The sequence below is a fragment of the Hwanghaeella sp. LZ110 genome (assembly GCF_048892525.1).
Classification (GTDB): Bacteria; Pseudomonadota; Alphaproteobacteria; order UBA8366; family Aestuariispiraceae; genus Pacificispira.
On record NZ_JBLZHT010000001.1, the window covers coordinates 709909 to 729514 of the forward strand.

Sequence of the window (19606 nt, forward strand, 5' to 3'; positions counted from 1 at the left end):
GACGACCAGGGGAAATGACTGTGAAAACATATACCGGAGACCGCACCATAGATGGCGTACAAGTCATGGTGGATGGCGCGCCCCTAGACCCCAGATTTGATCTGAAAACGCTCAGCGAATTGGGGTTTGAATGGGGATATGAAGGAACAGCCCCGACACAACTGGCCCTGGCGCTGGCAGCAGATGTTTTTGGTGATGACGCGCTGGCCCTGAAGGTCTGTGACACCCTGATGAAAAGGGTGGTCGCGAATTTTGCCAATGAATGGGTCATGACGGAAGGCGATATTAAAGACGCCGTGTCGGACCAGGTGGCACTGAAATAACAACCGCGCAATAAGGTGACAAAAAGTCACCAGATTTCATCAACAAGGTGGCCAAGCGGGGCCCCAAGGAAGAGTGGGAGGATTGCTATGTTTAACCTGAAAAAGATTGGGGTCGTATCGACCCTATGTGCGGCAGTTTTTGGGATGTCCTTTGCGGCGACCACGGCTTTCGCGCAGGAGCATAAATTCAAGATGGCGACCGGTTGGGCCGGTGGGCCATTGATGGAAATCGGCGCGAAGGCTTTCGCGGATCGTGTCAAAGAAGCATCGAATGGCCGGATTGAAGTTGAAGTGTTTGCCGCCGGGACGCTTGGCCCGGGTCTGAAGGTTTCAGAAACAGTCAGCAGTGGTGTGGCGGAAATGGGTCACACCTGGGCAGGATATGACTGGGGCGCGGATCCGACGGCTGTGTTGTTCGGCGGTTATGCCGGCAGCTTCGACACGGAACGGATGCTGCATTGGCTGTATCGTGCCGGTGGTGCTGAACTGCAGGCGGAATGGCGCAAGGAAAAATTCAACCTTGTTTCAATGCCTTTGTTCATCCGGACTGCGGAAGTGTTCCTGCATTCCCGCAAGCCTGTGAAATCCCTGGCTGACTTGCAGGGCCTGAAATTGCGTACGGCCGGTGCCTGGTTGGAAATCTCTCAAAGCATGGGGGCTGCTCCGGTCACGATGCCGGGTGGTGACGTTTATGCATCCCTGGAACGCGGCGCAATCGATGCAACGGAATGGGGCACTTTGTGGGAAGACATTTCTCCTGGTTTCCACCGTGTCACGAAATATGTGATCATTCCGGGTGTGCATCAGCCGACCGCCCCGTTTGAACTGGTGATCAACAGCGAGACCTGGGCATCCTTGTCCGAAGCGGACCAGAAGCTGATCAGGGATGCTGCGTTTGATACAACGATGAATTCCTGGCTGACGATTGGTCAGGAAGATGCCAAAGCCTTGGCCTTCTATCGGGCCCAGGGCAATGAAATCATTGAATTGGATGCAGAAACCCAGATTGCCGCGCATAATGCGGGGATCGATTGGGCAAATAAAATCGCGGCGGAAAATGCCTGGTTCAAACGAGTTTTGGATGATCAGGCAGCCTTCGCAGACCTTTGGAAAGATGCCAACCGCTATCGCAACGTTATCAGCGAATAGCACTGTGAATAAGTTTGGTCGAGAGGTGCAACAGGCCTCTCGACCGAATCCTTCTTAGGTATCTTTTTACAAAGAGGGCTATGATGCACTCAATCATTCGCCTGATCGAAAGCCTGACAACACGGACAGGCTTTTTGATCTCATTGACCATTATTCCGCTGGTGCTGACCGCGACTTATGAGGTCTTCGCCCGCTATGTTTTTGGCGCGCCGACGATCTGGGCCTATGAACTGGGGTACATGATCACCGGTACGCATTTTCTGATTGGCGCAGCGATCACCTTGGCGCGCGACAGCCATGTTCGAATTGATATCCTATATGATCGACTGTCCTTAAAGTCGCGGGCGCTTGTGAACCTGGCTTTCTATGTGGCGCTGTTTCTTCCTTTCCTCGTTTTGTTGAACGATGCGCTTTGGCATTACGCATTGGCGGCCTTCGCCAGTGGAGAGCGGTCCGGTAATTCTGCATGGAATCCGCCGATCTGGCCGTTTCGCGTGCTGTTGTCCTGTGGCTTTACCCTGTTGGCACTGCAAGTCATCGCAGAATGCCTGAAAAGCCTGCTGACCCTGCTCAATCGACCCTATTCTGACGTGGAGAGATAAGGCAATGGAAGCCCTTTTGATGTTCCCGGCATTGCTGTTTTTGATTTTTATGGGCGTGCCGGTCGCCTTCGCCTTGATGGGGGTTGCCTTTGTCTTTGGCTTGTTTGCCTTTGGTGAGGCGTCGTTCTTTCTGTACACCCAGAAGATTGAGGATATAGCCAGTAATTTCGTGCTGGCTGCAGTTCCTATGTTTGTCTTTATGGGGGCTATGCTGGAACGGTCTGGTATTGCCGAAAATCTGTTCAGCGCCGTCCATTTGTGGACAAGGCGACTGCCAGGCGGTCTGGCGATCGGGACGATCATCATGTGCATCATCTTCGCCGCATCGACCGGTGTGGTCGGGGCCACGGAAACCGTGGTCGGTTTGTTGGCGATCCCGGCGATGATGCGGTACAAATACAACAAATCCCTGATTTCCGGGACGATTTGTGCAGGCGGATCCTTGGGAACAATTATTCCCCCCTCCGTCGTGGTCGTCGTTCTGGGTCCCATTGCCGATGTATCCATTGGCGACCTGATGGTCGGGATGATCTTCCCCGGCTTGCTGTTATCCTTCCTGTACATCGTCTACATTCTGGGCCTGTGCATATTGAAGCCTGAAGCGGGCCCGCGCCGGACTCTGGCACCTGGTGAAGTCGAATTGCCGCTTGCCGAAAAACTAATCATCACGGCAAAGGCTCTGGTGCCGCCGGTTGCGATGATTTTCGCTGTACTGGGCTCCATCATGATGGGATGGGCTGCGCCAACGGAAGCATCCGCCCTGGGGGCATTGGGTGCGTTCCTGTTGACGGTTCTATATGGCAAATGCACCTGGCAGACCTTTAAAGAAGCCATTGTAAAAACCCTGACCGTGACGGCGATGATCATGTTGATCCTGTTGGGCGGCAGCATCTTTACCGGGGTTTTTGTCGGATCTGGCGGCATGAGTATCATGCGCGAGCTGATTGAAGCGGTAAATCTGGGTCCATGGGGATTGTTATTTCTGTTCCTGGCCCTGGTTTTTATTGCCGGTTTCTTCCTGGAATGGATTTCGATCCTGCTGATCTTTGTGCCTCTGTTCATCCCGTTCATTCGGGAAAGCTGGGCCGCGACCGGCTATGGCGGATATTTCGATCCAGTGTGGTTCTGCATGCTGATTCTGGTCATGATCCAATCCAGTTATCTATCCCCGCCAATGGCACCGGCGATCTTCTACCTGCGGGGCATCGCGCCGCCGGAGATTACGCTGAAGGATATGTATAAGGGCGTTGTGCCATTCCTGGTCATACAGGGCATAACCCTGGCGATTGTCATGACTTTCCCCCAAATCACGCTGTGGCTGCCTAAGCAGCTTCTCGGCTTTAACTAACTGATGAGGTGATGGGACGATGCGCAAAGAAGACATAATGAGCCGTCCGGCCAAAGTATTGAGTCAGGCGCAACGCGACGAATATTTCAATGATGGCGCGGTCGTGGTGCCGGCCTTGATTGGTACGGAATGGCTGGCAAAACTACGCGCAGCGATTGATCGGCAGATCGAGTTGAGCCGCGCAGAAACCAAAAGCGGTTCAATCTTTGATCTGGAGCGTGATCATACCGCAGAAGAGCCGCGCTTGCGTCGTGTTTCCAGCCCGTGCGATCAGGATGAGGTGTTCTGGCAATTCCTGACAGATTCCAAGATTGGGGATGCATTTGAAGATCTGCTGGGTCCGAATGTGAAATTCTATCAGTCCAAACTGAATTTCAAATGGGCCAAGGGTGGGGCAGAGGTGAAATGGCATCAGGATGCGCCCTTCTTTCCTCACACCAATACCAGCGTGTTGACCTGTGGCCTGTATCTGAACGACTGCGATATGGATCAGGGGCCGCTGGCCATCCTGCCGGGCAGTCACAAAGGCCCGATCTATGATCACTATACAGAAGACGGGCACTGGACCGGCGACATTCAGGACAAGGATCTGGGTAAGCTGGATGTCGATAATGTCCGCTATCTGCACGGTCCAGCCGGGTCCGTGACCTTTCATAATTATCGCACGGTGCATGGGTCCAAACCGAACCTGACCGGGCGGGGGCGACCCCTTCTGCTGAATGTCGTATCCGCAGCGGATTCACTGCCCTATACCTCGCAACCGCTGCCATCGCGCTATGAGCAGGCGATTATTCGCGGCCAACAGGCACGTTGGGCGCATCATGAGGATGGCGATTACATCGTTCCGCCGGATTGGAGTGGCGGCTATACCTCAATCTTTGCGACACAACAGCGCGAACAGATGTGATGTCATATGCGTTTACCATTGAATATATGATGTGCAACTGATATATCAGATGAAGGGGCGAACCTGATTATCTCATCGGGCATCGAGCAGAGCATCTAAAGGAGAGAGCAATGGAACTTCAAACGTCTCCCATGTCGGACCGCCAGCGCAAGTATCGTGGTGAGTACCGGGATCGTATTGCCGGATGGTACAATGGTTTCTTGCATGTCGCCGTGATCTATACGATCGGCATCGCGGCCCTATACATTTACATCAGCAATATGCAGTCGCCGCTGTGGTGGGAATGGTTGACCGTGCCGGTCGTGTTCCTGTTATGCAATCTGTTTGAATGGTTCCTGCACCGCCATGTTATGCACCGGCCGCTGAACATCATCGGCCTGCGGGCGATCTATACGCGCCACACCCTGATGCATCATCAGTTTTTCACGGAAAATGAAATGCGGTTTGCCGATCAACGTGACTGGCGTGTCACCTTTTTTCCGCCCTATGCGCTGGTAACCTTCATCTTGGCCACCATTCCAGGTGCCTTGGTTCTGGGCTGGCTGATTTCACCGACGGTGGGCTGGCTTGTCATGTGCACCACGACCGGCATGTATCTGACCTATGAATTCATGCATTTCTGCTGCCATGTGGAAGAAAATTCCTTCGTGCGCAACATGCCGTTTGTGAATACGATCCGCCGCCACCATACCGCCCATCATGATCAATCCTTGATGATGGAGCGGAATATGAACCTGACCTTCCCGATTGCGGATTGGTTCTTCGGGACATCGGATCTCAATCGCGGTTTGCTGGGGCACATCTTCAACGGCTACAGCACAAAACATATCCGCAAGGACATGCGCAAAACCTCGAAGACCCCGAAAGTTGCGACACCTGCCAGCACAGCGCCCAGCATGGCCAGCTAAAGTCATATCTCGTTAAGGGTGGGAGTTGGTACAGGGCCTCAGGAAATCTGAGGTCCTGTTCTTTTGTGGAACCTTAACGAAACATCACTTAACGCGACAGCGCGCGCCAGACCCGTTCTGGGGTCATGGGCATATCGATATCCTGTGTGCCCAGAGCGTCTGCAATGGCATTGATGACGGCGGCGGGGCCACCGATGGAGGCATTTTCCCCAACGCCTTTCATCCCCAGGACATTATTGTCCGTAGGAATATCGACATCATGTAAATCAAAATTGGGCAGGTCCCCGGCGCGGGGCAGTTGATAGTCCATGAAGGAGCCGCTGAGCAATTGCCCGGTATCGGGATCAAAGATGGTGCGTTCAAACATCGCCTGACCGATTGCCTGGGCCAATCCGCCATGGATCTGACCTTCCGCGATCATCGGATTGACGCGGCGTCCCAAATCATCGGCAGCTGTTAATGCCACCAGCGCAACGTGACCGGTTTCTGGGTCGACCTCGACTTCCGCGATATAGGCACCATGGGGCACGGTCTGGGTTTCATGATCGCTGTCGGCCATACCACACAGTTTTTCGCCCTCAGTCGGTTGGGCAGCTGCCAGTTCGATCAAGCTGATGCGCTTGTCGGTCCCGATCACGGTGAAGCCCCCATTGCCATATTCAATATCCCCGATGGCCGTTTCCAATTGCTCGGCTGCCTGTGCCTTTGCCAGATCAATCAGGGCGTCCGTCGCCTTCAGGATCGTGACCCCGGCGATGGGCAGAGACGACGACCCGCCAGTCCCACCACCGGTCTTGACCTGTGCGGTGTCGCCTTCGACGACATCAATGCGCTCCATCGGGATTTGCAGCCGGTCGGCGACCATCTGGGCGAAGGCGGTTTGGTGCCCCTGACCTGATGCCTGGACGCCGGTCAGGATCAGGATTGATCCGTCTTGTTGCAACAGAACTTCGCTCTTTTCCTTAGGGCTTCCACCAGTTAGATGCAGATAGACACCAATACCGATGCCCCGTTTCAGACCCTTTGCTTCGGAGGCCGCACGGCGTGCTGGAAAGCCAACCCAATCCGCAGCCTTTACCCCCGCCATCATGGCTTGTTCAAAATGCGCGGAGTCATAGGGGAAGCCGTTGGCGGCTGTGTAGGGCATTTTGCTGGGCGGGATCAGGTTTTTCTGGCGAAAGGCAATGGCCCCCAGCCCGGTTTCAGTCGCGGCCTTGTCGATAAGGCGTTCCACCAGATACTGCGCTTCGGGCTTACCGGCCCCCCGATAGGCATCCGTCGGGGCGGCATTGGTATAGACCGCCTTCACCCGGTAATGCAGCATGGGAATGTCATAGACATGGCCCAGCGTCTTCCCGAACCCTTTTGTCAGGACACTGATCCCAAGCGCAGAGGCATAGGCCCCCATATCCCCAATGGAGTCGACGGAGAGGGCGAGAATACCGCCCTCGCTGTCCAGGGCGAGTTTTGCTGTGCTGGCCTGGCCGCGCCCATAGGCATCGGTCAGGAAGGCTTCAGAGCGGCTGGAAACCCAACGGATTGGACGACCTAGGTCTTTGGCGGCCACCAGAACCAGACTCTGCTCGGGATAATTTGTAATCTTGATGCCAAAGCTTCCCCCTACATCGGCGGTGATCACGCGGATCGTGGCCGGGTCCGCGCCAATCGTCTTTGCCATCATGTCGCGCATGAAATGCACACCCTGGCTTTGGGTATGCAATGTGTACTGGCCGTCCTGAAACGTGCCAAGGGCAGAGCGGGTTTCAATCGGGCTAACGGCAATACGGTCGCTGCGCTGGGTGATTTCCACAACCCGTGAGGCCCCAGCGAACGCCTGATCTACAGCCGCTTTGTCGCCTTCCTCCCAGATGCAGGCGATATCCTGTGATTGGGTCGGTTCTGTGATGGCATCTTCTTCATCATAATCGACCATAATCAGTTCCATCGCCTCAATCGCCATGGCTTCTGACTCGGCGACAATAAAGGCGACGGGATCGCCTGCAAACCGCACCGTGTCTTGTGCCAGAAGGGGCCGGTTTGGTGCCTGGAACGGGGTGCCATCGCTGCTGGGATGGGCGGTTACACAGGGCATGGGGTGACACCCCAACCGTTCCAGATCAGCCCCCGTATAGATCGCCAGAACGCCCGGCATGTCCATTGCGTCACTGATATCCAGGCTGGTGATCCGACCATGCGCAATGGGGGAACGAAGGACCACGGCATGGGCAGTATCTGGCAGTTGAATATCCTCAACAAACTGCCCCAAGCCGGTCAGCAGTCGCTGATCTTCAACCCGATGTACCGATGTGCCTGTAAATTCTGTCATTGCCTGTTCCTTCCTGTCTTAAATTAGGTTTAGCAATGCCAGACGGTCCGGACAAACACCAAAATTCCCATAATTATTGAATGATCATTCCAGTAAATGCTGATAAGCTGTTTTTGGTAAAGAAAAGGAGAATAATGCATGGGCCGGTTGCGATCCTTTGATCCTGATAGTGTTTTGGACAGGGCGATGCATGCCTTTTGGGCACGGGGATTTGAGGCAACGTCCATTGAGGATCTGGTCGCGTGTACGGGGATCAACCGCGCCAGCTTGTATGGCGCGTTCGGGGACAAACGGGACCTGTTTCTGAAAGCGCTTCAGCTTTATGTCCAAACAGGGCCGATCATTGAATTGGATCCCTCGACCCGCAAGGGTGGGGTGCGAGCCGCCTTACAGGCCTATATCGATCAGGTCCTGGACTTGATGTCAGATGGGCGAAACCGGGGCTGTTTTATAACCAATACAGTGGCGGAGTTCGGCAGTCAGGATGCCGATATCTTGGCGCATACACGCATAGCACTGGCCGGTGTCGAAAACGCGTTTGATCGATTGTTGCGATGGGGCCAGCAAACGGGGGAGGTGCCGGCACAGGCTGATGCCCGCGCCCGCGCTCGGCTGCTTTTGGCCGCGATACAGGGCCTGCAGGTTATCTCGAAAGTGAATCCGGATGCCCGCGCCCTGCGACAGATCGCCGATCAGGCCATCGCCGCCGCATTGGCCCCCGTTTCCTGACGTCAACGCTGCGGCAAATCCTGATCAGGCAACCCTGATCAGGGCATGTTTCTTTTTGCCCAAAGACAGTTTTATCACGCCCTCTGAAACATCCAGCGACCCCAGAACGCGGCGATCATCGTCCACTTTTTCGTCATTGATGCGCACCGCGCCGCCTTTGATTTGGCGTCGGGCATCCCCGTTGCTTTGTGTCAGACCCGCACGTGTCATGGCTTCCAGAACCCCGATGCCTGCCTTAATTTCCGCAGCGGTCACATCGATGGTTGGAAGGTCATCACCAATCGTGCCCTGAGTAAAGGTCTTATGGGCGGTTTCCTGCGCGGCCCGGGCGGCATCCTCGCCATGGCACAGGCGCGTTGCCTCATTGGCCAGCACAATTTTCGCGGCATTGATTTCTGCACCATCCAGGGCTTCCAGACGTGCAATTTCGTCCAGCGGCAGATCCGTGAACAGTTTCAGGAAGCGCCCGACATCAGCATCCTCAGTATTACGCCAGTACTGCCAATAGTCATAAGGGCTCAACCGATCCGCATTCAGCCAGACAGCACCAGAGGCTGTTTTGCCCATCTTTGCGCCAGAAGATGTCGTTAGCAGTGGAACCGTTAGGCCAAAAAGCGAACTGTCATCGGTGCGACGCCCCAATTCGACCCCATTGACGATATTGCCCCACTGGTCCGATCCCCCCATTTGCAGACAGACCTTGTGACGCCGATTTAACTCCACAAAGTCGTAGGCTTGCAAAATCATATAGTTGAATTCCAGAAAGCTCAGCGGCTGTTCTCGCTCCAGGCGCAGCGCGACACTGTCGAATTTCAGCATGCGATTGACAGAGAAATGCCGACCATAATCGCGCAGAAAATCGATATAGTTGATTCCAGATAACCACTCGTCATTGTTGACCATCACAGCATCAGTTGGACCGTCCCCGAAGGTCAGGAACTTCTGGAAAATTTGTTTGATGCCGGCAATGTTGCGGTCGATATCAGCATCGGTCAGCATCTTGCGTGCTTCGTCCTTGCCGCTGGGGTCGCCAACCTTGGTCGTGCCGCCGCCCATCAGGACGATGGGTTTATGGCCGGTCTGTTGCAGCAGACGCAGCAGCATGATTGGCACCAGTGACCCAGCATGCAGCGAATCAGCCGTCGCATCGAAACCGATATAGGCGGGAACTGGTCCTTCCATGGCACGCGCATCCAGGGCGTCCATATCCGTGCATTGATGCAAAAAGCCCCGGTCACGGACGGCTTTCAGGAATTCCGAGCGTATCTGTGTCATAGTGTGCAAACTGCTGTTTGTAGAAAATAGGAAGCGCGAGATAGCATGTCGGTCACGGCCCGGCAACCAAGCTGCTTTAAACCGGGTTGGGGAGGAACCTAAAATTGACAAAAAACAGTCGCGCTATTGGATTGATGAGTGGCACCAGCCTGGACGGTATTGATGCCGCGTTGATTGAAACCGACGGGGATGGTGTTCAGTCCTTTGGTCCGTATCTGACGCTGCCCTATGACCCTGCATTTCGATCGCGCTTGCGGTCGGTTCTGGGTGCAGTGGAACGCAATGCCGCAATTGATATCCTAGAGCGGGAATTGACCGACCTGCATGCTGTTGCAGTAACCCGTTTGCTGGATCGTGCCGGGCTATCGGCCCCTTGCATTGATGTGATTGGGTTCCACGGTCAGACCATCAATCATCGCATTGATCTGGGATGGACCTGGCAATTGGGGCTGGGGGGGCGGCTGGCAAAGGCTGTGGGGATCGATACAGTCTATGATTTTCGGCGCGCGGATGTGGCGGCAGGCGGACAGGGGGCCCCTTTAGCACCGGTCTATCATCGCGCCCTTGCAAAATCCCTGGAAATGCCTGTGGCAATCCTGAATCTGGGTGGTGTCGGCAATATCACCTTCCTTGAAGGCCCCGACAGCGATCCCATAGCTTTTGATACTGGTCCTGCCAGCGCCTTGCTGGATGATTGGATCAGTCGAAATGGTGCGGGCCACATGGATGAAAATGGCCGGATATCCGGTTCAGGATCGGTGAATGCTGGTGCGCTGGATCAGTTGTTGGGCAATCCCTATTTTGATCAGCCTTACCCGAAATCCCTGGACCGCAATGCGTTTGACCCCGGCCCTGTGGCGGATTTGTCTCTTCAGGATGGTGCAGCGACCCTGGCTGCCTTTACAATTGAAAGCGTGGCTAGAGGTATCGAGTTGCTGCCGGTCCGGCCGGTTCGAATCCTGGTCACCGGCGGGGGGCGTCATAATCCAACCTTTATGACAGGCATGGCTGACCACCTGAACCTGCCCGTGCAACCTGTTGAGGCCGTTGGCTGGAACGGGGATGTGCTGGAGGCACAGGCTTTCGCCTATATGGCCGTACGCAGCCGCCTGGGGCTGCCGATCAGTTTCCCAATGACAACTGGCGTTAAAGCCCCTTTGACGGGGGGTCGCTTCGTGTCAAAACCTTAGAAAGGGCCGTTGCTGAGGCGTTTATCCAGATAGGTGCTGACGCTGTCCTTCAGATCATCGACTTTACCGGTGAAGAAATGATTCGTGTCGGGCATGACTTCGTAATCGATCGTGATGCCCTTTTGCGCCCGCAACTTGTCCACCAGCTTGCCAACCGTTTCATGGGGGACGATGTCATCGTCATCACCCTGCAAAATCAGCCCGGAAGAGGGGCAGGGTGCCAGGAAGGTGAAGTCATATTGATTGGCAGGCGGCGCGATGGAAATGAACCCATTGATTTCCGGTCGGCGCATCAGCAATTGCATCGCAATCCAAGCCCCGAAGGAAAATCCGGCAATCCAGCAATCGCGAGCATTTTCATTATAGGTCTGCAGCCAGTCTAATGCCGTCGCTGCATCGGACAACTCGCCTTCGCCCCGGGAGAACACGCCTTGCGATCGTCCAACCCCCCGAAAATTGAAGCGCAAACACGAAAACCCGCGTTTGGCAAAAGTATGATACATTTCATAGACGATACGATTGTTCATCGTGCCGCCATGCTGTGGGTGCGGGTGCAGGAACAGGGCGATGGGCGCATTGCTGTCGGTTCCGTGGGTGTAACGCCCTTCAAGGCGACCTTCTGGACCGTTAATTGTAACTTCAGGCATAAAGAATCCCCGGTAGAAGTGAGAGGATGGAAAAACTGTTGTTACCAAGCCATTGGCTGTAAACGTCAAGACCTTGAGATACAAGCGTTATCGCGGTGTTGTGTTCCGGGCGTCGCTTGACGCTGACGAAACAGGCAGTATATCTAAGGCGTGAAGTCGTGTCTTTAAAGAGCGACTTTATGGTTTCATTCCGGCGGAAACAGGCGGCCTTAGGCTTTTTCGGCGGGATGAATGAATACCCTAACCAAGCGGGTGATGCGATGTTTAAAACTTTGAAGTCCGATATTGATGCAATGATTTCCCGTGATCCGGCCGCTCGGTCGCGGTTGGAAGTTGCGCTGTTGTATCCGGCATTTCACGCCATCATCCTGTATCGCGTGGCCCATTGGTTGTATCAGCGCCAGTGGTTTTTCTTCGCCCGTTTCGTATCCCAGGTCGCCCGGTTGTTCACCGGTATTGAAATCCATCCCGGGGCAAAGATTGGTCACGGCTTCTTCATCGACCACGGTATGGGCGTTGTGATCGGGGAGACAGCGGAAATAGGCAACAATGTTACCCTATACCATGATGTGACATTGGGCGGTGTTTCCCCGTCTGAAAATTCGGACGGTCAGCGCTGCCAGAAGCGTCACCCTACACTGGGTGACAATGTGATTGTCGGGTCCGGTGCTCAAATTCTGGGTCCAATCACGGTGGGCCGCTGTGCCCGCATCGGGGCAAATGCTGTTGTGATCAAGAATGTTGCGGAAATGGCAACTATGGTCGGTATTCCAGCAAAGCCTATTGCTGGCCAGGCCAATCGCGCGGATTCCAGCTTTGCGCCCTATGGGACACCGCTGGGAGATTTGCCAGATCCCGCCGCCCGCGCCATAGAAGCCTTGATGGCGCAAGTGGATGTCCTGAAAGCACAGGTTGGTGATCTGGAAAGTCGTTTGACGGATGCAGAACAGCGCCCGAATTTTTCTTTTGGCGCTGATGATGCCCCAGATGATTCTGCGCGTTCCGCGAAAAAATGAGATTTTCGACAATAATGTTACTGATGTGATCCAGCCTTAATCTCCCCTCGTATTGATCTACGAGGGGTATCCCAAACGTATATTTGTTTGACAGTGCTTACAGACTTACGGGTATGGCGTGCACTGTTGTGTGCTGTGCAGATGTCGCGCCTCCCTTGTCATGGGATCAGCCCTGTTGGTTTTTACAAAAATCAGGGTTTGGAGGTTTGGTGTGAAGATATCGACAAAAGGGCGCTATGCCGTAATGGCTATTGTGGATTTGACCAGCATGAGCGCCGGTCAACCAGTGCCACTTGCAGATATAGCGGAGCGCCAGGACATTTCTTTATCCTATCTGGAACAGCTTTTCGCGAAGCTGAAAAAGGGTGGTGTCGTGAAAAGTGTGCGGGGGCCGGGCGGCGGCTATATGTTGGCGGCTCCTGCCTCGACTATTCTGATATCCACCATCATAAAATCCGTGGATGATTCCGCGCGCCCGGTTCGCTGTTCCCCCAGTTCACCGCATCAGTGCATGCCTGGAAATCAACGATGTGCGACCCATGCCTTATGGGAAATGTTGACGATTCAAATGGATGCGGCGCTGTCATCGGTCAGCCTGGAAGATGTCTGCGAGGGGCATATCCTCAGTCCAGAGCAACGGCCCCAGTCAATGGTTGGGCATAGCCGCTAAAGCAGGGCTGGTTGATCTGTCGTCAGCATCCTTTTCTTAAGGTCAAAGGCATGCAAAAAATGCCTTATGCAAACTCAGCAAATATATCTGGATTATAATGCCACCAGCCCGGTTTTACCGGTTGCAGCCGATGCCGTCGGGAACGCCATCGCTGTTGGCGGTAATCCGTCATCCATACATGGCGCGGGGCGGGCCGCACGGGCCCTGATAGAAAAGGCGCGGCGTCAGGTTGCAGCCCTGGTTGGGGCGCGCCCAGGCGCAGTTGTGTTTACGTCTGGCGCCAGTGAGGCAAATGTCCTGGCCCTGCGCGGACTTCCCCGTCACCGTGTTCTGGTCTCATCAATAGAACATGACAGCGTACTAAACGCCGTCCCCGACGCCGTGGTCTTACCTGCCACAGGGCAGGGCGTGATAGATTTGAACGCCTTGCGACAGTCTGTGTGCGATGGGGATCTGGTATCGGTTATGGCGGTTAACAATGAAACGGGGCTGATCCAACCGATTGAAGAAATCGCAGAAATTGTGAAGGCGGCAGGGGCGCTGTTGCATGTTGATGCGGTTCAGGCCGCCGGGCGGCTTCCTTTTGACATACGCGCCCTTGGCCTCGCAGCACTGAGCCTCAGCGCCCATAAGATTGGTGGGCCAACCGGCGTGGGGGCGTTGGTTTTTAATGAAGGTCTTGCCATAACCGCGCAGACAAAGGGCGGTGGTCAGGAAAAGGGGCGACGGGGCGGCACAGAAAATGTCGCCGGCATCGCTGGTTTCGGGGCGGCGGCAGAATGGGTTCTGGATCATATGGCATCGGAACAAAAGCGCCTTTCAGGACTGCGGGACCACATGGAACATCGGCTTGCACAGAATTGTGCGGGGCTTCGGATCATTGGGGCTGGTCTTCCGCGTGTTGCAAATACATCTTGCCTGTCGTTGCCTGGCGCGCCCGCTGAAAAGCAAGTCATTAGCCTGGATCTGGCGGGGTTTTGTGTCAGCGCCGGATCGGCTTGCTCTTCTGGTAAGGTGAAAAGCAGTCCTGTCCTGACGGTAATGGGATTATCTGCCGATATCGCCGCGTCAGCGATCCGGATCAGTCTGGGATGGCGCACCACGGGAGATGATATAGACGCTTTTGTGAACGCTTATCTTGCGATGGCGGAACGGTTGCTGCCGAAGGACACCCCCCATGCAGGCCAGGTGGCGGGATAGGATCTTATAATGACTGCTAATCGACCAAATCGCCCGATCTATCTGGATTATCAGGCGACAACGCCGTGTGATCCCCGTGTCGTGGATCGTATGATGCCCTATTTCAGCGATATTTTTGGGAATCCTCATTCTGCAGATCATCGACATGGTTGGGAGGCGGAGGCCGCCGTGGAGACGGCGCGCGGGCAGGTGGCAGCCCTGATCGGGGCAAAGCCAAGGGACATCATTTTCACGTCCGGTGCGACAGAATCCAACAATCTTGCAATTAAGGGCGCAGCCCGGCATCGACGGCAGGCGGACGGTCGCGACACGGTAATCACGCTGGCCAGTGAGCATAAATGCGTCCTTGAAAGCACCGCACGGTTAAGCCGGGAAGGCTTTAACGTTAAGATTTTACCTATTCAGAAGAATGGATTGCTGGATCTTTCGACCCTGAAAGAGGCGCTGGATGACCGGGTTGCGATTGTATCTGTCATGGCGGCGAATAATGAGATCGGGGTGATCCAACCCCTGGCGGATATCGGTGCGATGGTGCGGGAGTGCGGCGCGTGGTTTCATACCGATGCGGCACAGGCTTTCGGAAAGTACCCGCTGGATGTTGATGCTATCTGCATCGATATGATGAGTATTTCCGGCCATAAGATCTATGGACCCAAGGGGGTCGGCGCGCTGTATGTACGGGGCCGCAAACCGAAGGTGGAACTGGACCCGTTGATGGATGGTGGGGGCCAGGAACGGGGATTGCGGTCCGGCACCTTGCCCGTTCCCCTGTGCGTTGGGCTGGGCGCGGCGGCAGATATCGCCAAATCCGAAATGGGGCAGGAGGCTGAAAGACTGACCCGGATGCGCAACCGGTTGTGGGACCTGCTGCAACAGTCTGATGCGGATTTAAGTTTGAATGGGGATATGGACAACCGTTTACCGGGCAATCTGAACATCACCGTGCCGGGGGTGGAGAGCAGTGAATTGCTGGCTGCATTGGACGGATTGTCGGTTTCCAGTGGCTCAGCCTGTTCTTCCGGGGCGCAGGCCGCCAGTCATGTTCTGCAGGCGCTGGGCCACGATCCGGCCAAGGTTGCAGCAGGCCTGCGTATCGGATTGGGCCGGTTTACCACAGAGAATGACATCGCGGCTGCGGCTGAAATGCTATTGGCGGCTGTAAGCAAGAAATAGCTCGGCCTGAGTTAGGCGATTGACTTCACCGGGGCTTTATCCCAAATAACCGCGTTAGCGAAGAATAGTCAGGCGTAAGGAAACCGGGATGCCAAAAATCACCTTTATTCACCGCGACGGCAGCGAGACCATTGTTGATGCGAAAGCTGGCCTGTCGGTCATGGAAACCGCTGTCGAGAATGATGTTGAGATCGAGGCGGCCTGTGAAGGGTCCCTGGCCTGCGCAACCTGCCATATGGTCGTTGAAGATCAGGATTGGTATGAAAAGCTTGATCCGCCCAGTGAAGATGAAGAAGACATGCTGGATCTGGCATTTGGCCTGACCAAGACATCCCGCCTGACCTGCCAGATTCGCGTAACCGATGCGCTGGATGGCATTCGCTTGCGCGTGCCGGAAGAAACCTGACCCCTTTGACAGCCAATTTACATTTGATCCGATTTGGTCAGTATTCTGACAAATAGGTCATTGTTTGGGAATTATGGTTAATACTGCCAGGGCTTGTGTGGGCAAACCGTTACAAAAATCGGGCTGTTCCGCGCAGCAAACAGCAGGAACGCAAGATTCCCCTTGCATTCCGTATGGTTCCGGCGCATGGTCCGCCTCGTGACGACCCCGCACCTGGTTTGCGAGTGATGTTTGACTTTAGAGACGATACTAAGCTTACGCTTGCGACCGTGCTAGAGACTACCTTCCTCAAAAAATCCTAATCAGGGCGACTCGCCCCGGTTCCGCACGAGCGCGGTCCGGGAATGCATATCGGGTTTGGTCTTTCAATGAAGGAAGGCCGACCAGCGAATCAAACAAGTAGGACTACGAGAAAATGGCCAAAGGCACCGTCAAATTTTTCAACACCACCAAAGGTTTCGGCTTCATCACACCAGATAGCGGCGAAAAGGACGTTTTCGTTCACATCACTGCTGTTCAGGCTTCCGGCATGGACACGCTGAGCGATGGCCAAGCCGTGGAATTCGAGGTCGAAGCCGACCGTCGCGGCCCGAAGGCGGTGAATTTGCGCGCATCCTAACGCCGCGCGAACCGATCTTGGGGAGTAATCCTTAAGACCGGTACCGCGCAGCGGTGAAGAGGGGCGGTGCCAATGGCGCCGCCCTTTCTTTTTGTCCGATTGGTGTTGCTGTCCGCATCGTCTTACAATCTTCACTCGCCAGATGTCGGTGTGTTTGGCAGGGTTGTTTGTGTGATTTAGACAGGGGCTTCTTAAGGATCGGGCATGTCGAAGATTATTGTGTTCACGGATTTGCACATCCTGCCCATCGGCAAGACGATCATTGGTCTGGATCCCTATGCGCGTCTTGCTGCTGGTATTGACCATGCGACCAAAATTCATCCAGATGCAGACCGTATTGTCTGTACCGGCGACTTAACCCATCGGGGGGATGCAGACTCTTATCGGCGCCTGGCGGAACTGTTGGACCGGACGCATATTCCCGTCAGCCTGTTGATCGGCAATCACGATTCCCGCGAAACATTCCTGTCCTGTTTCCCTGACGTGTCCGTCGACCCAAATGGCTTTGTCCAAAGCGTGATGGATGTTGGGGATTGGCGTCTGGTCTTTCTGGACACATTGAATGCGCCCCCCTATGAATTCCCGGAAACGTATAGTGGCTATCTGTGTCCGGCCCGGTTGGACTGGCTGCAAGGACAGCTAAGGGAAGCTGGGGATCGACCGGTGCTGCTGTTCCTGCATCATCCACCCCATGATATCGGGTTTCCCGGCATGGATGCCATCAAGTTAAAGAATGGTCCGGCCCTGTATGACGTGATCGGGCGTTTCAATTGTGTGAAGCATCTTGTTGCCGGCCATGTGCATCGCACGATTTCTGGGTCTCATCGCGGTGTTCCGTTCAGCATATTCAAAAGTCCCTGTCACCAGATGCCGATGAATATGGATTCGATGGATGTATCACTGTCGGTGGATGAACCGGCGGCCTATGGCATCCTGTTGACCACGCCGACCGGCGTTTTGGCGCACAGTGAAGACTATGAAATCGCAATTGCGGATGTGGGTACCTCACACGAGGCCCTGGGGGCCGGCGCAGCAGCGGAATAAATTTCACAAATCCCATTTCAGGCCTTGCAAAGACGACCTTTTCCGCTACATCTAGAAACAGGACTTATTTAGTCCAGTATGAGAAAGCGAAAGGTTTTCAGTGTGTTTCGCCTGTCACGAATGACAGATTATGGTGTGGTTTTGTTGAGCTATATGGCCCAGCAACCCAATGTGTTATGCACGGCCCCGGAATTGGCTGATCGCACGACGCTGCCTGCACCAACAGTTGCCAAAATATTGAAATCCCTGTCTAAAGCGGGCGTTTTGGCGGCGACACGCGGGGCGTTGGGGGGCTATGTCCTGTCCCGCCCCACACAGGAAATCAGCGTTTCAGAGATTATTACGGCCCTGGATGGACCGGTCGCGCTGACGGCCTGTGTAGACGGGTCGGATGATAATTGTGCGGTGGAAAGCCTGTGCCCGATGGCGGGGGGGTGGAACCGCATCAACCTGGCCGTGAAGTCGGCTTTGGACAATGTAAGTCTGGCGGATTTGATCAGTGACAGTGGCATGATCCGACATTTTGAAGATGCGCCCGCTTCCGGGCTGGCGACAGTAGGACGGTAATTTATCATGGCTACGACAGACACAGTTGAACGCGTAAGCGCCCTGGAAGCGGAAAAGTACCGCTATGGCTTCTCAACAGATATTGAGATGGATTTCGCGCCCAAGGGCTTGAACGAAGACATCGTGCGCCTGATTTCCGCCAAAAAGGAAGAACCCGAATGGCTTCTGGAATGGCGGCTGAAGGCTTTTGCGCTGTGGCAGGATATGCCGGAACCCGGCTGGCAGAAGCCCGATGTGCCGCAGATTGATTATCAGGATGTCTACTACTATGCCGCCCCGAAGAAGGACGGTCCGAAATCGCTGGATGAGGTTGACCCGAAGTTGTTGGAAACCTATGCCAAGCTGGGCATTCCGTTGAAGGAACAAGAGGTTCTGGCCGGTGTTGAGGGTGCGCCTCGAGTTGCCGTGGATGCTGTTTTTGACAGCGTATCGGTTGCGACGACCTATCGCAAAGAGCTGGAATCACACGGTATTGTCTTTTGTTCCATCTCAGAAGCGGTGAAAACGCATCCAGACCTTGTGAAGAAATATCTGGGCTCTGTCGTACCGTATTCCGATAACAAACATGCCTGTCTGAATGCCGCTGTGTTTACCGATGGCAGCTTTGTGTACATCCCCAAGGGCGTGAAATGCCCGATGGAATTGTCCACCTATTTCCGCATCAACGCCCAGGAAACCGGGCAGTTTGAACGCACCCTGATCATTGCTGACGAAGGATCTTATGTCAGCTATCTGGAAGGGTGTACCGCGCCGATGCGTGATGAAAATCAACTGCATGCCGCCGTGGTGGAATTGATCACGCTGGACGATGCGGAAATCAAATATTCGACGGTGCAGAACTGGTATCCCGGCGATGTGAACGGCAAGGGCGGGATTTTCAATTTCGTCACCAAACGTGGTGCCTGTCGTGGGCGCAATTCCAAGATCAGCTGGACGCAGGTTGAAACCGGTTCTGCGATCACTTGGAAATATCCAAGCTGCATTCTGCAAGGCGACAATTCGGTCGGGGAATTCTATTCCGTTGCGATCACGAATAACTGTCAGCAGGCCGATACCGGCACGAAGATGATTCATATCGGCAAAAACACCCGGTCGCGTATCATCTCAAAGGGGATTTCGGCCGGGCGTGCGGATCAGACCTATCGCGGGCTGGTGCGGGTCTTGCCCAATGCCAGTGGCGCACGGAATTTCACCCAGTGCGACAGCCTGCTGATTGGCGACAAATGCGGGGCGCATACCATCCCCTATATCGAAAGCCGCAATCCCTCGGCGCAATTGGAACATGAGGCAACGACCAGCCGGATCAGTGAGGATCAGCTGTTTTATTGTCTGTCCCGTGGGATCGGCGAGGAAGAGGCCGTGGCGCTGATCGTCAATGGTTTCTGTAAGGAAGTGATGCAGACCCTGCCTATGGAATTTGCCGTTGAGGCACAGAAGCTGATCGGCATTTCACTGGAAGGCAGCGTTGGATAAGTCGATAGAAGTTATACGTCATTCCCACGCAGGC

The 19606-nt window shown here is 54.8% G+C and carries 20 protein-coding genes; 17 read left to right on the forward strand and 3 right to left on the reverse strand.

What is annotated here, in order from left to right; genetic code table 11:
• Positions 1–14: 14 nt before the first annotated feature.
• The 6 genes from ACOSDM_RS03125 (at position 15) to ACOSDM_RS03150 (ending at position 5237) form a co-directional block, all read left to right on the forward strand.
• Positions 15–323, forward strand: a complete 309-nt coding sequence (locus tag ACOSDM_RS03125) for a DUF6166 domain-containing protein (protein ID WP_420723019.1) — start codon at positions 15–17, stop codon at positions 321–323.
• A gap of 87 nt (positions 324–410) precedes the next feature.
• The gene (gene dctP, locus ACOSDM_RS03130; RefSeq protein WP_420723020.1) at positions 411–1472 is read left to right on the forward strand and encodes a TRAP transporter substrate-binding protein DctP; all 1062 of its coding nucleotides are present in this window, start codon (positions 411–413) and stop codon (positions 1470–1472) included.
• 80 nt (positions 1473–1552) lie between these two features.
• Positions 1553–2074 (forward strand): TRAP transporter small permease subunit, encoded by a 522-nt coding sequence (locus ACOSDM_RS03135; RefSeq protein ID WP_420723021.1) that lies wholly within the window; start codon positions 1553–1555, stop codon positions 2072–2074.
• 4 nt (positions 2075–2078) lie between these two features.
• Complete coding sequence (locus tag ACOSDM_RS03140) at positions 2079–3422, forward strand: TRAP transporter large permease (protein WP_420723022.1); 1344 nt, start codon at positions 2079–2081, stop codon at positions 3420–3422.
• 37 nt (positions 3423–3459) lie between these two features.
• Entirely contained in the window at positions 3460–4329 is an 870-nt protein-coding gene (locus ACOSDM_RS03145; protein ID WP_420723023.1) for a phytanoyl-CoA dioxygenase family protein, read from the forward strand.
• A 110-nt stretch (positions 4330–4439) separates the two neighbouring features.
• On the forward strand, positions 4440–5237 hold the full coding sequence (locus tag ACOSDM_RS03150; RefSeq protein WP_420723024.1) for a sterol desaturase family protein: 798 nt from the start codon (positions 4440–4442) through the stop codon (positions 5235–5237).
• An 88-nt stretch (positions 5238–5325) separates the two neighbouring features.
• Here the strand turns inward: ACOSDM_RS03150 and ACOSDM_RS03155 are convergent, their stop codons facing one another.
• Positions 5326–7563 (reverse strand): xanthine dehydrogenase family protein molybdopterin-binding subunit, encoded by a 2238-nt coding sequence (locus ACOSDM_RS03155; protein ID WP_420723025.1) that lies wholly within the window; start codon positions 7561–7563, stop codon positions 5326–5328.
• A 138-nt stretch (positions 7564–7701) separates the two neighbouring features.
• Here ACOSDM_RS03155 and ACOSDM_RS03160 point away from each other — a divergent pair, with 138 nt between their 5' ends.
• Positions 7702–8292, forward strand: coding sequence for a TetR/AcrR family transcriptional regulator (locus ACOSDM_RS03160; protein WP_420723026.1), 591 nt, complete (start codon positions 7702–7704; stop codon positions 8290–8292).
• Positions 8293–8316: 24 nt separating this feature from the next.
• Here the strand turns inward: ACOSDM_RS03160 and tyrS are convergent, their stop codons facing one another.
• Positions 8317–9567, reverse strand: coding sequence for a tyrosine--tRNA ligase (tyrS, locus tag ACOSDM_RS03165; RefSeq protein ID WP_420723027.1), 1251 nt, complete (start codon positions 9565–9567; stop codon positions 8317–8319).
• A gap of 104 nt (positions 9568–9671) precedes the next feature.
• On the opposite strand from tyrS, the gene ACOSDM_RS03170 reads away from it, so the two are divergent.
• Positions 9672–10757: an anhydro-N-acetylmuramic acid kinase gene (locus ACOSDM_RS03170; RefSeq protein WP_420723028.1), complete on the forward strand. Its 1086-nt coding sequence runs from the start codon at positions 9672–9674 to the stop codon at positions 10755–10757.
• Here ACOSDM_RS03170 and ACOSDM_RS03175 read toward each other — a convergent pair.
• The gene (locus tag ACOSDM_RS03175; protein WP_420723029.1) at positions 10754–11404 is read right to left on the reverse strand and encodes an alpha/beta hydrolase; all 651 of its coding nucleotides are present in this window, start codon (positions 11402–11404) and stop codon (positions 10754–10756) included. The genes ACOSDM_RS03170 and ACOSDM_RS03175 overlap by 4 nt on opposite strands.
• A gap of 260 nt (positions 11405–11664) precedes the next feature.
• On the opposite strand from ACOSDM_RS03175, the gene epsC reads away from it, so the two are divergent.
• The 9 genes from epsC (at position 11665) to sufB (ending at position 19572) form a co-directional block, all read left to right on the forward strand.
• Positions 11665–12420: a serine O-acetyltransferase EpsC gene (gene epsC, locus ACOSDM_RS03180; RefSeq protein WP_420723128.1), complete on the forward strand. Its 756-nt coding sequence runs from the start codon at positions 11665–11667 to the stop codon at positions 12418–12420.
• 211 nt (positions 12421–12631) lie between these two features.
• Positions 12632–13090 (forward strand): Rrf2 family transcriptional regulator, encoded by a 459-nt coding sequence (locus tag ACOSDM_RS03185; RefSeq protein ID WP_420723030.1) that lies wholly within the window; start codon positions 12632–12634, stop codon positions 13088–13090.
• 66 nt (positions 13091–13156) lie between these two features.
• Positions 13157–14290 (forward strand): cysteine desulfurase family protein, encoded by a 1134-nt coding sequence (locus ACOSDM_RS03190; RefSeq protein WP_420723031.1) that lies wholly within the window; start codon positions 13157–13159, stop codon positions 14288–14290.
• Between the two features lie 9 nt (positions 14291–14299).
• The gene (locus ACOSDM_RS03195; protein ID WP_420723032.1) at positions 14300–15463 is read left to right on the forward strand and encodes a cysteine desulfurase family protein; all 1164 of its coding nucleotides are present in this window, start codon (positions 14300–14302) and stop codon (positions 15461–15463) included.
• An 88-nt stretch (positions 15464–15551) separates the two neighbouring features.
• Positions 15552–15869: a ferredoxin family 2Fe-2S iron-sulfur cluster binding protein gene (locus ACOSDM_RS03200; protein WP_420723033.1), complete on the forward strand. Its 318-nt coding sequence runs from the start codon at positions 15552–15554 to the stop codon at positions 15867–15869.
• A 415-nt stretch (positions 15870–16284) separates the two neighbouring features.
• A complete protein-coding gene (locus ACOSDM_RS03205; protein WP_420723034.1) occupies positions 16285–16488 on the forward strand; it encodes a cold-shock protein in 204 nt (67 codons plus the stop codon).
• A gap of 204 nt (positions 16489–16692) precedes the next feature.
• Positions 16693–17532 carry a phosphodiesterase gene (locus tag ACOSDM_RS03210; protein WP_420723035.1) on the forward strand — a complete coding sequence of 280 codons (840 nt, stop codon included), beginning with the start codon at positions 16693–16695 and terminating at the stop codon, positions 17530–17532.
• Positions 17533–17610: 78 nt separating this feature from the next.
• Positions 17611–18099 (forward strand): SUF system Fe-S cluster assembly regulator, encoded by a 489-nt coding sequence (locus ACOSDM_RS03215; protein ID WP_420723036.1) that lies wholly within the window; start codon positions 17611–17613, stop codon positions 18097–18099.
• Between the two features lie 6 nt (positions 18100–18105).
• Positions 18106–19572 (forward strand): Fe-S cluster assembly protein SufB, encoded by a 1467-nt coding sequence (gene sufB, locus ACOSDM_RS03220; protein ID WP_420723037.1) that lies wholly within the window; start codon positions 18106–18108, stop codon positions 19570–19572.
• Positions 19573–19606 lie beyond the last annotated feature (34 nt).

What these genes read in the sequence shown, in the direction of transcription:
- sufB (WP_420723037.1), top strand. Translation starts at nt 18,106, where the DNA reads ATGGCTACGACAGACACAGTTGAACGCGTAAGCGCCCTGGAAGCGGAA.
- ACOSDM_RS03190 (WP_420723031.1), top strand. Translation starts at nt 13,157, where the DNA reads ATGCAAACTCAGCAAATATATCTGGATTATAATGCCACCAGCCCGGTT.
- ACOSDM_RS03135 (WP_420723021.1), top strand. Translation starts at nt 1,553, where the DNA reads ATGATGCACTCAATCATTCGCCTGATCGAAAGCCTGACAACACGGACA.
- ACOSDM_RS03210 (WP_420723035.1), top strand. Translation starts at nt 16,693, where the DNA reads ATGTCGAAGATTATTGTGTTCACGGATTTGCACATCCTGCCCATCGGC.
- tyrS (WP_420723027.1), bottom strand. Translation starts at nt 9,567, where the DNA reads ATGACACAGATACGCTCGGAATTCCTGAAAGCCGTCCGTGACCGGGGC.
- ACOSDM_RS03155 (WP_420723025.1), bottom strand. Translation starts at nt 7,563, where the DNA reads ATGACAGAATTTACAGGCACATCGGTACATCGGGTTGAAGATCAGCGA.
- ACOSDM_RS03175 (WP_420723029.1), bottom strand. Translation starts at nt 11,404, where the DNA reads ATGCCTGAAGTTACAATTAACGGTCCAGAAGGTCGCCTTGAAGGGCGT.
- ACOSDM_RS03195 (WP_420723032.1), top strand. Translation starts at nt 14,300, where the DNA reads ATGACTGCTAATCGACCAAATCGCCCGATCTATCTGGATTATCAGGCG.
- ACOSDM_RS03145 (WP_420723023.1), top strand. Translation starts at nt 3,460, where the DNA reads ATGAGCCGTCCGGCCAAAGTATTGAGTCAGGCGCAACGCGACGAATAT.
- ACOSDM_RS03205 (WP_420723034.1), top strand. Translation starts at nt 16,285, where the DNA reads ATGGCCAAAGGCACCGTCAAATTTTTCAACACCACCAAAGGTTTCGGC.
- epsC (WP_420723128.1), top strand. Translation starts at nt 11,665, where the DNA reads ATGTTTAAAACTTTGAAGTCCGATATTGATGCAATGATTTCCCGTGAT.
- dctP (WP_420723020.1), top strand. Translation starts at nt 411, where the DNA reads ATGTTTAACCTGAAAAAGATTGGGGTCGTATCGACCCTATGTGCGGCA.
- ACOSDM_RS03140 (WP_420723022.1), top strand. Translation starts at nt 2,079, where the DNA reads ATGGAAGCCCTTTTGATGTTCCCGGCATTGCTGTTTTTGATTTTTATG.
- ACOSDM_RS03215 (WP_420723036.1), top strand. Translation starts at nt 17,611, where the DNA reads ATGAGAAAGCGAAAGGTTTTCAGTGTGTTTCGCCTGTCACGAATGACA.
- ACOSDM_RS03125 (WP_420723019.1), top strand. Translation starts at nt 15, where the DNA reads ATGACTGTGAAAACATATACCGGAGACCGCACCATAGATGGCGTACAA.
- ACOSDM_RS03150 (WP_420723024.1), top strand. Translation starts at nt 4,440, where the DNA reads ATGGAACTTCAAACGTCTCCCATGTCGGACCGCCAGCGCAAGTATCGT.
- ACOSDM_RS03200 (WP_420723033.1), top strand. Translation starts at nt 15,552, where the DNA reads ATGCCAAAAATCACCTTTATTCACCGCGACGGCAGCGAGACCATTGTT.
- ACOSDM_RS03160 (WP_420723026.1), top strand. Translation starts at nt 7,702, where the DNA reads ATGGGCCGGTTGCGATCCTTTGATCCTGATAGTGTTTTGGACAGGGCG.